The sequence below is a fragment of the Verrucomicrobiia bacterium genome (assembly GCA_035577545.1).
Taxonomy (GTDB): Bacteria; Verrucomicrobiota; Verrucomicrobiia; order Palsa-1439; family Palsa-1439; genus Palsa-1439.
The window spans coordinates 170539-183333 of the sequence record DATLVI010000044.1 but is presented as its reverse complement, the minus strand read 5'-3'; the positions used below and the strand labels follow the sequence as shown (position 1 = coordinate 183333).

The window sequence follows — 12795 nt, the reverse complement described above, 5'->3', positions numbered from 1 at the left end:
TGGAATGACTCATGAAGGTGATTCTTCCAATCAAATCCGGACGGCGCTGGGTGCCCATTGCCGCGTCTGACTACGCGACTTCTCTGCAGGCCGCCGAGTTGGTTGCGGGTTGTCGCCTGAAAAATCTCGCGAATATCATCGAGCCGCTCATCACCGAGCATACGCTGGGACGCATGGACGAACCGACTACGCGACTCCGCATCAAGGCTGCGTTGACTTCCAACGGCAAACTGCCGTACTTCGAAATCAAAGGTGTCCGACAGGAACTCGACACAGAATGGCTGGATCTCGTCGTTCGCACCAATACCAGTTTCACATGCGGTTATCACAGTTTCGCCCAAAGCATCGACCCGGAAACGTTGGATGCTTATCCTGCGCGGGAACTGGTCCACGTCAAGGGTGGGACGGAACCTTATGATTGGAAATCTCGCTGGACTGCGGCGGGCGGAAAACTATTCGGCGATCGGATGATTGCGCTCAAGAGTAATCCGGTCTGGCTAAAGATCAGCGATTTTGGACATCCGCATCCGCCGTTTGCCTTTGACAGCGGCATGGACATGGTCGATGTCAGCCGGGTCGAGGCGGTGGAACTAGGTTTAACGAACTGGCGCAGCGAAATCAAAGTTCCTCCTTGTCCAATTTGCGACGATGGCTCCAACTCGGGTAATGGTGACGGAGGCCCGGCCAATTAATGCCTCCCTCGAAACGATTGTGAGCTGTTCCTTGCCAAGTCCTCGCTTTGCGCTACAGTAGCGGCGCGAGATGGCGACACATTCTTCTGATTTTATCCTCATTGAAGGCGCGCGGCAGAACAACCTGAAGGGCATCGACCTCCAGTTGCCTTTGGGGGAGTTGATTGTCGTCACAGGCGTCAGCGGGTCGGGCAAATCGTCGCTGGCGTTCGACACGATTTACGCGGAGGGACAGCGGCGGTACGTGGAGACGTTTTCACCGTACGCGCGGCAATTCCTCGACCGCATGGACAAACCGAAGGCCGACCGCATCGACGGCATCCCGCCTGCCATCGCCATCGATCAGACCAACCCTGTTAAGACATCGCGCTCGACCGTCGGCACGATGACGGAACTCAACGACCACCTGAAGCTGCTCTTCGCGCGGGCGGCGCAACTTTTTTGCCGCGGTTGCGGGAAACCCGTGCGGCGCGACACAGCGGATTCGATTTACGAGCAGCTGCCGCAAGGCGGTGGAGAATTGCTGATTACGTTTCCCGTCCCCATCCCGAAAAATTTCACCGAAACGGAAGTACTCGATCTGCTGGCGAAACAGGGCTACCAGAAAATCCATGCGCGCGACGAACGCCTTCTCGAAATCATCCAGGATCGCGTGACCTTCGCGCCCAGGAACCGCGCCCGCATCATTGAGGCTCTCGAAGCCGCGTTAAAAGTCGGCAACGGGCGCGTCGCGATCAACGGACAAAAATTCTCCAGCGACCTGCATTGCGCGGAATGCGATATCCACTACCGCGACCCGGTGCCGAGCTTGTTCTCGTTCAATTCCCCGGTCGGCGCGTGCGAAACGTGCCGTGGGTTCGGTCGTACCATCGGCATCGACTACGATCTGGTGATTCCCGACGACACGAAGACGTTGGCCGGTGGGGCCATTAAGCCATGGCAAACCGAGAGCTACGAAGAGTGCCAGGATGATTTGAAGAAGTTTGCGCGCAAACGCGATATCCCATTGAAGGTCCCCTGGCGCGAGCTGACGGAGGCGCAGCGGAAATGGGTCATTGATGGCGAAGGCGAGTGGGAGGACGGCGTCTGGTATGGCGTGAAGCGGTACTTCGCGTGGTTGGAGACGAAGAGCTACAAGATGCACATCCGCGTGCTGCTTTCGAAGTACCGCACTTACATACCCTGCAAGACTTGTGGTGGCGCGCGGCTCAAGCCGGAGGCGTTGTTGTGGCGATTGCCGGCCAAAGCAGGTGACATCGGTCTAACCATCCATGACGTGGTGTTGTTACCGATTGACCGTTGCCAGAAATTCTTCAACGAACTCAAACTGCCCGCGCCGCTCGACGAAGCCTCGGACCTGTTGCTGACCGAAATTCGCACGCGCCTTCGTTACCTGGTGGACGTCGGGCTCGGCTATCTCACACTCGACCGCCAATCGCGCACCCTCAGCGGCGGCGAAGTCCAGCGGGTCAATCTCACCACGGCATTGGGCACTTCGCTGGTCAATACGCTCTACGTGCTCGATGAACCGAGCATCGGCCTGCATCCGCGCGACATCAACCGTCTCATTGGCATCCTGCATCGGCTCCGCGCTGCGGGCAACACGTTGCTCGTCGTCGAGCACGACCCGGATGTCATCCGCGCAGCCGACCGCGTTCTCGATCTGGGCCCGGGTCCGGGCGAACGCGGCGGCGAAATTGTTTTTTTCGGCACCCAGGCGGAATTGAAGAGGTGCGGTGATTCGTTGACTGCGCAATATCTGACGGGCCAGAAACAGGTTGCCGCGGCTTCCGAACGACGCAACGTTTTCCCGAAGACCCCGCGCTTGAAGATCCTTGGCGCGCGTGCCCACAATCTAAAGAACATCGATGTCGAGATACCCCTGAATCGCTTTGTCTGCATCACGGGCGTCAGCGGCTCGGGGAAGTCGACGCTCATCCAGGATGTGCTCTACAACGCGCTCTGCAAACTCAAGCACAAACCCGAGGAACCGGCGGGGCGGCATCGAGCCATTGTCGGGCACCAGGGAATCGAAGACATCGTGATGGTGGACCAATCGCCTGTGGGCCGGACCACGCGCTCGAATCCGGCCAGCTACGTGGGCGCGTTTGACGCGATCCGCAAGCTTTTCGCCGCGCAGCCGGTGGCGAAGGAACGGAGTTATACGGCCGGCACGTTTAGTTTCAATTCCGGCGAAGGCCGCTGCCCGACGTGTGGCGGGAACGGGTTTGAGCACGTCGAGATGCAATTCCTTAGCGACATCTATTTGCGCTGCCCTGACTGCGACGGGAAACGGTATCGTAGCGTGGTGCTCGAGGTGAAGGTCAACAGCAAATCCATTGCCGATGTCCTCGAAATGACCGCCAACGAGGCGTGCGAGTTTTTTGCCGGCCATAATGATGTTCTACGCGTACTCGAACCGTTGCGCGCTGTTGGTCTGGGTTATATGAAACTCGGCCAGCCCGTGCCGACGTTGAGCGGCGGGGAAGCCCAACGCTTGAAACTTGCGGGCCACCTCGCGGAGACAAGCACCCAACGCACGCTGTTTCTTTTCGATGAACCGACGACGGGCCTGCACTTTGACGATATTGCGACGTTGCTCCAGGCATTCAGCCGACTCTTGGAACGCGGTCACTCGGTCGTAGTCATCGAGCACAATCTCGACGTGATTCGCGCGGCGGATTGGATCATCGATCTGGGTCCGGAAGGCGGCGACGCGGGTGGAGAAGTGGTATGCGTCGGCACACCGGAAGACGTGGCGAAATGCGAACGCAGTCACACGGGTGCGGCGTTGCGGGGGCTGGCTGTATCCAATCAGGTGGCGGAGTTGCCTGTGAAGTTGTACGCGGCGCGCGGCGAGAATTCGATACGCATTCACAATGCGCGCGAACACAATCTCCAAAACATCGATGTCCGCATCCCGCGCGACAAATTCATTGTCGTCACGGGGATTAGCGGCAGCGGCAAGAGCACGCTCGCGTTCAATATCCTCTTTGCGGAAGGCCAGCGCCGCTATCTCGAATCGCTCAATGCCTACGCCCGGCAATTCGTCCAGCCGGCAACGCGACCTGACGTGGACGCCATTTTCGGCATTCCCCCGACGGTGGCTATTGAGCAGCGCACGAGCCGCGGGGGACGCAAGAGCACCGTCGCCACCGTCACCGAGATCTATCATTTTCTGCGGCTGCTGTTTGTAAAACTGGGGACGCAGTATTGTCCCGATTGCGACATCCCGATCCAGCCGCAGACGCGCGAGGCCATCATTGCGAAATTGTCGAAGGACTATCGCGGCCAGCGGGTGGAGTTGTTCGCGCCCCTTATCACCGCCCGCAAAGGTTATTACACCGATCTCGCCCAGTGGGCTGGACGCAAGGGTTTCTCCCATCTGCGCGTCGACGGCGCGTTGCTGCCGACGGACCAATGGCCGCGACTGGATCGTTTCAAGGAACATAATATTGAGTTGCCGGTGGGCGGTTCGGAAGTGACGCCGAAACGTGAGACGCAATTGCGCGCCGTCTTGGACATCGCGCTGGAGTTTGGGAAGGGACTGGTACTCGTTGGGGCGGCATCCTCCCCGGGGAATGAATTACTGTTTTCCACGAGGCGTGCCTGTCCGAAATGTGCCCGAAGTTTTCCCGAACTCGACCCGCGCCTGTTCTCGTTCAACTCGAAACATGGCTGGTGCCCGAAATGTTACGGTACGGGGCTGCAGTTCCATGGATTCAGCGAGGAGCACACAGGCGATGAAGCGTGGTGGAACGAGTGGTTTGAGGGGCAGGAACGGCCTTGCCCGATGTGTCATGGACAGCGACTCCGACCCGAAGCGTTGGCGGTGAAGTTCCAAGGGCGGAACATCGCCGACATGACTGCGTGGTCGGTCACCGAGGCGGAGCGGCATTTCGACGCGTCGAAACTGCACGGTCGCGAGGGGGAAATCGCGCGGGACATTGTGACCGAACTGCAATCGCGGCTGCGGTTCCTCGAACAGGTTGGCCTCTCATATCTTGCCCTCAACCGCGCGGCCCCGACGTTGAGTGGGGGTGAAGCGCAGCGGATTCGGCTCGCGTCGCAACTCGGCTCGAACCTGCGCGGTGTTTGTTACATCCTCGACGAGCCGACCATCGGCTTGCATCCACGCGACAACCAAATGCTGCTCGACACGTTGCACGATCTCGGCGCGAAGGGAAACACGGTGGTGGTGGTCGAGCACGACGAGGACACGATACGTCGCGCCGAACATATTATTGATCTGGGTCCCGGCGCTGGGCACAATGGCGGGCGCGTGGTGGCCGAGGGAAGTCTCAAGGAGATTCTCGCGAGCCGCGAATCGCTCACGGGCCGGTTACTTCGCGAACCGTTGCGACATCCTTTGAACGGGATCCCGCGACAGGGTGCCACGAAATTCGTGGAAATCGTCGGTGCGAAGTTGCACAACTTAAAGAATATTCGCGTCAAGATCCCGCTGGGCCAACTCGTCGCTGTGACGGGTGTGAGCGGGAGCGGCAAGAGCACATTAATCCGCGACGTGCTTTACAAGAACTTGAAGGACCGGGCGCATCGCCTGGGATGCGAGCAGATTCACGGCGCGGAAAACGTGTCGCGCGCGCTGGAAGTGGATCAAACGCCAATCGGCAAGACGCCCCGCTCGTGCCCGGCGACATACGTGGGATTTTGGGACGACATTCGCGATCTGTTCGCCAACATTCCCGAGGCGAAGATGCGCGGGTATACTCGCTCGCGGTTTTCCTTCAATGTGTCGGGCGGCCGCTGCGAGGAGTGTGAAGGGCAGGGCCTGAAGAGAATTGAGATGAGCTTTCTGCCGGATGTATCGGTCACCTGCGACGCGTGCCGGGGGAAGCGATTCACGCCCGAGACGCTCGACATCCGCTTCAAGGACAAATCCATCGGCGAGGTGCTGGGCATGAGCGTTGATGAGGCGGTGGAGTTCTTTTCCGCGCACCGTCACATTCATCGCGGCTTGAAACTGCTGCAGGAAGTCGGCTTGGGTTACGTGACGCTTGGCCAGCCCAGCCCGACGTTGAGCGGAGGCGAGGCGCAGCGCATCAAGCTGGTGACCGAGTTGGCGAAGGCGGAAACGGGGGAATACAGGGAACGTCCCGCCACGCTCTACGTGTTGGATGAGCCGACGATTGGTTTGCACATGGCGGACGTGGAGAAGCTGATCCGCGTGCTGCATCGGTTGGTGGACGCCGGTAACACGGTGGTCATCATCGAACACAACCTCGACATCATCGCGGAGGCGGACTGGATTATTGATCTCGGTCCCGAAGGTGGCGATGGGGGCGGCAAGATCGTGGCGCAAGGCACGCCGCAGCAGGTCATCAAGGCCACATCGTATACGGCGAAGTTTTTGGCAGAGCTTCTCCGGGAGCGACGGGCGGGCTCTGCGTTGATTTCAGTGTGAGAGGTCCCTTGGGGCTCCGCAGATTCTTGATTGCAAGACCGCCACAGTAATCTGACCTCACTCGTTGATGAAGCTCAGAAAAATCAATAGGGACGGGCCTTTCGATCGCGCAATATATCCATCAGCGATTTGCGGACGCGCTGTTCAAATTCTTCGCAGCAGGCGATAATATCGACTTGGGAGGCATCGAATTCTTCGTCTTCGATCTCAACCCAGGCTTCCTGCTGGTGGTGAGGACACCGCATCTGGGAAACGTTTGCCGCGCAATTCCGCCGGATTTGCTCCGCCGTCGGTCCGAATCGCACACCCGATTGGACCCTCGCATACCCTGTTGTCATCCGGCTTTTCACAGTTCTGCTCCTCTAACAACGCAACGACAATACTCGTCTCGAGGTCGCAATGCCATCGGGTGAACGTATGAAGTATGCCTAGGGCCGAATCCTAGTGCTCCATCGCGGTTCATTTGATCGCTCGTTGCGATCGCACCGGGTGAGCGGCGAGTTCGACCGGAATCAGAATGGAATCGTTGAGGTGGGGCGACGAGAAAAGTCCCAAAAGAAGGCCAGACGCTCAGCTTGCGATTCTCAAATCGGCTGGACCCCAGGAGCGGGCGGCTCGACTATCGGTTGCCCCAATGGGAGGACCGGTCGACTTTCAACCGGAGTTTTGTTGAGTCCAATTACTTCATTGAGCGTGTCCCGAAACAGCTCGAGGCCTGACGCGGGAATGACGATCGAGTTGCGGCGACCGCTGCTGACCTCTTCGGTGATCCGCAGGAACGTCCCTTGCAAATTCTCTTTGAGATCGAAGGTGAAGTGCTTCCGTTCGACCCGAATATGGGCATTGCGCAATTGTGTATCCATAGCAGCCACGTGGATCTATCGCTTCGGCCGGGCAACTAGCTCTTGGGAACTCCACCTGACATGGTGCGAACAGTCTTTTTCAACTGGAGGATCTGCACCTGCAGCGCCACGACCATGATCACAATCAGGGCGATCAAAAAATCAACGATACTGTCCGTACTCATTGCTTCCTCCTTTGGGTGGATGACGGTCAGTAGTATAGCAGCGGGCCAAAATTGCAACAGCATTATTATTTACACACCTTGCCACACGGAGAAGCGGGTAGAGTTCGGGTCAAAAAAACCAGCGATTTTGCTTGCTTTCTGGCGTCCATCCGGCAATATCCGCAACGGCGAGAAGAAGCACCCTGTCTGACGTTTTGGAGACTTGGGCATAACTAAAAGAGGGTGCCTTACAAGATCGAATGTTCGTTGAGGGATTAACGAGGCGAGGTAGACTATGAAGATGTATTCTGTGCGTTCTGCGACTTTGCGCTTCTGCGCTGCAACCATTGCATTACTGCTTTCCCTTTCATTCCAAGCAAGGGCCATCACGCTCAATTTTCAAGGCCTGGACGGGACAGTCATCAGCTTCACCTCGAATAGCACCTTTGGTTTCACGAGCACCAACGGGTACCAGTTTTCAATCTCCAGTGTCGCTGGAGGGATTGGGGATTCAGTAGGTCTCGACGGCTTTCTGGCCCCCGGCGGCCCATTCACGATCGGGGCGATTACAACGAACGCCGGATTGCAGTCCGCTCCGGTAACCGGCACGAGTACCCTTCATATTACCGACAACGCTACACTCGATCTCACGGGTGCAATCAACTGGATCAGTATCGGGACGATTAACACCCTTGGGATTATCAACCTCAACGGTCAGGTCAATCTCACGGCCATCACGTACACCGGTACAAATAGCGATCTGACGGCATTGGCAGCAGCGGGCTCCGCAACGGACGTTGTCACCTTCCAATTCGTCCCGGCGAAAGACCTGACGCAACTGTCGACCACGGGTGGCCAGACATCGTATTCTGGAACTATCACGGCAGTTCCCGAACCTGGTGCATGGGTGCTCGTGGCCATGGGAACCGGTCTCGGCGTTTTCCTTCGTGGACGCAAGCAAGTCCGCAGGTAGTACAATTGTCCTCCATCAGTTTCGTGGCCTCCGAGTTTTCGATACCGATGCCGGTTTGGCATCCCATCGGTTCCTAGAGAAGCAGCTTGCGAACGTCGTCGTAGTCGCGAGCGATGAGGTCGGCGCGCTTGAGTTTTTCGGGCGGCAGGCTGCTGGTGAGGCCGATGACGGTCATGCCGGCCATTTTCGCGGCCTGGATGCCGGGGGTGCTGTCCTCGATGACACAGCAGCTGGAGGGTCGGACACCAAGTTTTCGAGCGGCGGTGAAATAGATTTCCGGGTCGGGTTTCGGAAAGCGGATATCTTCCCGAGCGATGATGGCTTCGAAGTGGGACTTCAGCCCGGAGATTTCCATGACGACTTCCGCCACCTGATGCGGCGAGCTGGTGGCGACGCCGAGCTGGTAGCGCTTTGCGAGTTCGGGAATCAGGCCGTGCAGGCCCTTGAAGATGGGACGATGCTCCCGCAGGTAGCGAAGGAAGTAATTCAACTTTCGTTTGTTCAGGTCTTCCAGGTCGTGCTGCAATCCGGTCTTTTTGAGGAAGGCGCGCAACGTCGAGTGGTCGGAAAGTCCCACGTGCTCGGAAAAGACGACACCGTGATCATGTTTCCGTCCGAGTTCCGCGAACAGATCTTCAAACGCCTTCTGGTGCAGCGGCTCGCTGTCGACAATGACCCCATCGAGATCGAAAATGACCGCGGAGAATTTCTTCATGCGCGGTAGACACGCACCTGGACGCGGTCGGGGCGCAGGAACAGGTTCAGCAGGCAACTGACGATGCTGATGACGAGCGCGCCGCCGACGGCGGTCCAGAAACCCTCGACGTGGAAGGCCGGGATGAGCCAACTGACCAGCTTGAGCATCAGCGCGTTGATGACCAGCGTGAAGAGGCCGAGCGTGAGGATGTTGATGGGCAAAGTCAGGATGACCACGAGCGGGCGCAGGTAGGTGTTCACCAGCGCCAGAACCACGGCGGCAACGATGGTGGCCTGCTGGTTGTCGAACCAGATGTTCTGGAACATTGCGTCAACGACCAGCAGGGCCAGCGCGTTGATCGCGAGCTTCACCAGGAATATGAGGAGTCGATATGCCATCGTCCCACCGACAGCAATTTACATCTTCCACTTGATTGTGCAACCGATGGCGTGGGTGACGGGGTTGGCGACCTTCTTGTGGGCGAGCACGGCGGTGATGGCGTCGCGCAGGTCGTGCGAGCGGGCCTTGTCGGGGTGCTGCCAGTTGTCATCCACGCGGCCGATATAACGCACTTCATATTTGGCGTTGAGCACGAAAGCCTCGGGCGTGTACTCGGCGCCATAAGCGCGCGCTACACGCTGCGCCTCATCGCGCAGGTAGGGGAAGTTAAATTGCTTTTTCTGGGCGCGTTTGACCATATTCTCGAAACCGTCCTCGGGATAGCCCGCCGAGTCGTTGGGATTGATGGCCACGAACTGGACGCCTTTGGCATCGAAATCGCGCTGGATGTTGATCAGGCGATCCTCGTAGGCCTGGGCGTAAGGGCAATGGTTGCAGGTGAACAGCACGACGATGACCTTCTTGTCCTTGAATGAATTCAGCGTGTAGTCCTTGCCGTCCACGCCGGGTAAAGAGAAATCCGGCGCACGCTGCCCGATGTCGAGTTTCTTCATGATCTCACGAATCCAAAATCTCCCGCCCGTTGTTCCGAAGCCGCGCAGTTACAAGACTTGCAGAGCGTATGCAGCGAGGCGGAAAAGGTCAAGGCCTTGTTGAGGGGATCGTGAAAGAGATTGAGCGGGCCACTTTTTTTTGTTAGAGACAACAGGCGTGATTACACAGCAACTTGAGTCCCAAACCCATCGCCGGTTTCGTGAGGACAGGAATTGAGCGCGGGAAAACTGTCCCACCGCGCCGCCGGTATCCTGCACTCCCAGGCACAGACGCTTGTCGATAAGAAGATCACGATTGGTCTTGATGGCTTCGTTGACGAAATCATCAGCGTGGTCGATAAACGCGAGTCGGCGGAGAAATATACGCGAGTGCCCACGCTCGCCAGCTTCGGGGCGCGCATCAGCGCCGCCGCGGGCAAGAGCGCCAACGCCGAGTTGATCGTCGAGCGCGTGAAACTGGGCGGCAACGGCCCGATCATGGCGAACGCGCTGGCCACCTTTGGCACCCACGTGACGTACATCGGCAATCTCGGTTACCCGAACCTCCATCCCGTCTTTGCCGAATTGGCAAGGCACGCCACCGTCCACAGCATCGCCGAGCCGGGTTTCACGGATGCGTTGGAGTTTGATGACGGGAAAATCATGATGGGCAAACATGCTTCGCTGGGCGAGGTGAACTGGGAAAACCTCGTCGAGCGCGTGGGTCGCAGCGAACTCGAACGATGCTTTGTCGGCGCGAACCTGGTTGGGCTCCAGAATTGGACGATGCTGCCGTACATGAGCGAGATCTGGGAGCGCGTACTTGCGGAAATCTGCCCCAAGATGCCGCCCCAGCCGCGCCACACATTTTTCTTCGACCTGGCCGACCCCGAAAAACGCGATCCCCGCGACATCCGTAGGGCCACGGAATTGATCGGCCGGTTCCAGGAATACTTCGAGGTTTATCTCGGGCTCAATGAGAAGGAATCGTTTCACGTTGGGGAAGTGCTGGGCTACAAGGGCGCGCAGGAAGGCGAAGAAGCGGTCCAGGATGTCGCGAAATTCATCCATGAGAAGATCCGAACTTCTGGAATTGTTGTCCATCCGCGGGCCTACGCGGTGGCCGCTTCCGCAGACGGTGTCGTCATGGTGACCGGCCCCTTTGTCGGTAAACCGCTCATCAGCACGGGCGCGGGCGACCACTTCAACGCCGGTTTTTGCCTCGGCAAGTTGCTCGGGGCGGACAATGAAATCGCGCTGCAACTGGGCGTGGGTACGTCCGGCTACTATGTACGGACTGCCAAGAGCCCGAACGCCGGCGAATTGGCAGACTTTTTGCAGTCACTGTAGCGTATGGCAACGTTCGTCACCCAGAACCGGGATCTTCTCGGTTTGATGATTCTGCTCGGAGTGTCATTGGCTGCGAACGTCTCGCTTCACTGGTTCGTCGTTTGCCGCCGGCTCTACCGTCATGGCGCGCGCTTCCCAACGGGACTGCTCTTCTGGAGGGTGTTCGCGGAATTGCGCAAGTACCGGGACCTCACTTGCGCGCGGGCGAGGCCGCTCACATTTTATTACACGGGCTTTATCCTCGCCTGGTTCACACTGTTGCTCGCCCTGGCGCTAGCAGTGCGCATCCTGTACCTTCAGACACACTCAGGCGCCTATTAAACCACGGGGAGGGATTGTGTCTTGCCGCACCTGCGCGCCGTCTGCTATTTTGCGCCGACCATGAGCTTCCGAGTCAGGTATGCGCCGAGTCCCACAGGTTCCCCCCATATCGGGGGCATGCGCACCGCGTTGTTCAACTGGCTCTACGCCCGTCACACAGGCGGCACATTTGTACTGCGTATCGAGGACACCGACGCGGCGCGCAACACGGAGCAATCGCTGCGCGCCAATCTGGACGGACTGCGTTGGCTGGGGCTGGATTGGGATGAGGGACCGGAGAAAGGCGGTCCCTACGGTCCGTATTTCCAATCCCAACGCGCGGAAATTTACCGGCGCCGTGTGAGCGAGTTGATGGATAAAGGACTCGCCTACGAGCGCGAAGGCGCCGTTTGGTTCAAGATGGCGCGCGAGCCGGTTGTAGTGGACGACCTCATCGCCGGCCGCGTGGTGCGTCAATTGAACGAAACGGAAGCGCTCAATCCGGATTTTGTCATCGTTCGTAGCGACGGCCATCCGGTGTTTCATTTCGTGAACGTCGTGGACGACATGGAAATGAAAATCACCCATGTGATCCGCGGGGAGGACCTTCTTTCGAACACGCCCAAGCACATCGCGCTATTCCGGGGATTCGGCGTTGAGCCGCCACAATACGCGCACCTTCCGATGATCCTGAATGCCAACGGCACGAAGATGAGCAAGAGCGATCCCGATCTCGCGAACGTGCGGCTGGCGTCGTTGCAGACGTACGTAGAAGACGGGTACGTTCCCGAAGCGGTGCGAAATTATCTGTGCCTGCTCGGTTGGTCCCCGAAGGATAATCGCGAAGTGATGCCGATTGAAGAGGTCGTCAAACTTTTCGATCTGCCGCAGATTCTGCGGAACAACGCGCGTTTCGATTCCACGAAATTGTTATGGATGAACGGCGAGTACATTCGCGCCCTGCCGCTTGACCGCTTCGCCGCCCTGGCGCGACCGTTCACGGGTGGCCGCGACGATCCAAAGGTGCTCGGCCTCGTCAAAGAGAAGATCAAACTCCTGAAGGAACTTCCGGACTGGATCAATTATTTCTTCACGGAGGACTACCCGTTCGACCCCGAAGCGGTAAAGAAATCCTGCAGCGCCCCACAGACCAGTGAGCGATTGTTGAAGCTGGCCGACAAGTTCTCCGCCATTTCCGTGTGGGACGCGGCCAGCCTCGAAATTGCATTGAAGGCGCTCGCGACGGAGATGGGTATCAAGACGGGCGAATTTATTCACCCATGCCGGGTCGCGGTCAGCGGCAAATCGGCCGGTCCATCGCTGTATCATATGTTGGAGGTGCTTGGTCGCGACCGCGTGCTCGCCCGTTTGCGTCGCGGCGCGGAGAAATTTCGCAGCGAAGTGTAAGAATTGAAAGACA

The 12795-nt window shown here is 58.3% G+C and carries 12 protein-coding genes; 6 read left to right on the top strand and 6 right to left on the bottom strand.

Annotation, left to right across the window (positions count from 1 at the left end; translation table 11 throughout):
- Nucleotides 1-11: 11 nt before the first annotated feature.
- Both VNL17_16665 and uvrA read left to right on the top strand, forming a co-directional pair.
- A complete protein-coding gene (locus VNL17_16665; GenBank protein ID HXI85713.1) occupies nucleotides 12-692 on the top strand; it encodes a hypothetical protein in 681 nt (226 codons plus the stop codon).
- Nucleotides 693-762: 70 nt separating this feature from the next.
- Nucleotides 763-6117 carry an excinuclease ABC subunit UvrA gene (gene uvrA / locus VNL17_16660; protein ID HXI85712.1) on the top strand — a complete coding sequence of 1785 codons (5355 nt, stop codon included), beginning with the start codon at nucleotides 763-765 and terminating at the stop codon, nucleotides 6115-6117.
- Nucleotides 6118-6200: 83 nt separating this feature from the next.
- On the opposite strand, the gene VNL17_16655 is transcribed toward uvrA, so the two are convergent.
- From VNL17_16655 to VNL17_16645, 3 genes are all read right to left on the bottom strand, one after another.
- Entirely contained in the window at nucleotides 6201-6467 is a 267-nt protein-coding gene (locus tag VNL17_16655) for a hypothetical protein (protein HXI85711.1), read from the bottom strand.
- A gap of 234 nt (nucleotides 6468-6701) precedes the next feature.
- Nucleotides 6702-6980 carry a PUR family DNA/RNA-binding protein gene (locus VNL17_16650; GenBank protein HXI85710.1) on the bottom strand — a complete coding sequence of 93 codons (279 nt, stop codon included), beginning with the start codon at nucleotides 6978-6980 and terminating at the stop codon, nucleotides 6702-6704.
- Between the two features lie 35 nt (nucleotides 6981-7015).
- Nucleotides 7016-7144, bottom strand: coding sequence for a hypothetical protein (locus VNL17_16645; GenBank protein HXI85709.1), 129 nt, complete (start codon nucleotides 7142-7144; stop codon nucleotides 7016-7018).
- Nucleotides 7145-7418: 274 nt separating this feature from the next.
- On the opposite strand from VNL17_16645, the gene VNL17_16640 reads away from it, so the two are divergent.
- Nucleotides 7419-8096: a PEP-CTERM sorting domain-containing protein gene (locus tag VNL17_16640; protein HXI85708.1), complete on the top strand. Its 678-nt coding sequence runs from the start codon at nucleotides 7419-7421 to the stop codon at nucleotides 8094-8096.
- Nucleotides 8097-8169: 73 nt separating this feature from the next.
- Here the strand turns inward: VNL17_16640 and VNL17_16635 are convergent, their stop codons facing one another.
- From VNL17_16635 to VNL17_16625, 3 genes are read right to left on the bottom strand one after another with little or no spacing between them, the layout of a single operon-like run.
- Entirely contained in the window at nucleotides 8170-8811 is a 642-nt protein-coding gene (locus VNL17_16635) for an HAD family phosphatase (protein ID HXI85707.1), read from the bottom strand.
- Entirely contained in the window at nucleotides 8808-9191 is a 384-nt protein-coding gene (locus VNL17_16630) for a phage holin family protein (GenBank protein HXI85706.1), read from the bottom strand. Before VNL17_16630 ends, VNL17_16635 begins: the two co-directional genes overlap by 4 nt.
- 18 nt (nucleotides 9192-9209) lie before the next feature.
- Nucleotides 9210-9746 (bottom strand): thioredoxin family protein, encoded by a 537-nt coding sequence (locus VNL17_16625; GenBank protein HXI85705.1) that lies wholly within the window; start codon nucleotides 9744-9746, stop codon nucleotides 9210-9212.
- 213 nt (nucleotides 9747-9959) lie between these two features.
- Here VNL17_16625 and VNL17_16620 point away from each other — a divergent pair, with 213 nt between their 5' ends.
- Genes VNL17_16620 through VNL17_16610 form a run of 3 tightly spaced genes read left to right on the top strand, consistent with a single transcriptional unit; the run spans nucleotide 9960 to nucleotide 12782 of the window.
- Entirely contained in the window at nucleotides 9960-11075 is a 1116-nt protein-coding gene (locus VNL17_16620) for a PfkB family carbohydrate kinase (protein ID HXI85704.1), read from the top strand.
- Between the two features lie 3 nt (nucleotides 11076-11078).
- Nucleotides 11079-11396, top strand: coding sequence for a hypothetical protein (locus VNL17_16615; protein ID HXI85703.1), 318 nt, complete (start codon nucleotides 11079-11081; stop codon nucleotides 11394-11396).
- A gap of 60 nt (nucleotides 11397-11456) precedes the next feature.
- Nucleotides 11457-12782: a glutamate--tRNA ligase family protein gene (locus tag VNL17_16610; protein HXI85702.1), complete on the top strand. Its 1326-nt coding sequence runs from the start codon at nucleotides 11457-11459 to the stop codon at nucleotides 12780-12782.
- The last annotated feature ends 13 nt before the right edge of the window (nucleotides 12783-12795 follow it).

What these genes read in the sequence shown, in the direction of transcription:
- VNL17_16645 (HXI85709.1), bottom strand. Translation starts at nt 7,144, where the DNA reads ATGAGTACGGACAGTATCGTTGATTTTTTGATCGCCCTGATTGTGATC.
- uvrA (HXI85712.1), top strand. Translation starts at nt 763, where the DNA reads ATGGCGACACATTCTTCTGATTTTATCCTCATTGAAGGCGCGCGGCAG.
- VNL17_16635 (HXI85707.1), bottom strand. Translation starts at nt 8,811, where the DNA reads ATGAAGAAATTCTCCGCGGTCATTTTCGATCTCGATGGGGTCATTGTC.
- VNL17_16615 (HXI85703.1), top strand. Translation starts at nt 11,079, where the DNA reads ATGGCAACGTTCGTCACCCAGAACCGGGATCTTCTCGGTTTGATGATT.
- VNL17_16610 (HXI85702.1), top strand. Translation starts at nt 11,457, where the DNA reads ATGAGCTTCCGAGTCAGGTATGCGCCGAGTCCCACAGGTTCCCCCCAT.
- VNL17_16630 (HXI85706.1), bottom strand. Translation starts at nt 9,191, where the DNA reads ATGGCATATCGACTCCTCATATTCCTGGTGAAGCTCGCGATCAACGCG.
- VNL17_16640 (HXI85708.1), top strand. Translation starts at nt 7,419, where the DNA reads ATGAAGATGTATTCTGTGCGTTCTGCGACTTTGCGCTTCTGCGCTGCA.
- VNL17_16625 (HXI85705.1), bottom strand. Translation starts at nt 9,746, where the DNA reads ATGAAGAAACTCGACATCGGGCAGCGTGCGCCGGATTTCTCTTTACCC.
- VNL17_16665 (HXI85713.1), top strand. Translation starts at nt 12, where the DNA reads ATGAAGGTGATTCTTCCAATCAAATCCGGACGGCGCTGGGTGCCCATT.
- VNL17_16650 (HXI85710.1), bottom strand. Translation starts at nt 6,980, where the DNA reads ATGGATACACAATTGCGCAATGCCCATATTCGGGTCGAACGGAAGCAC.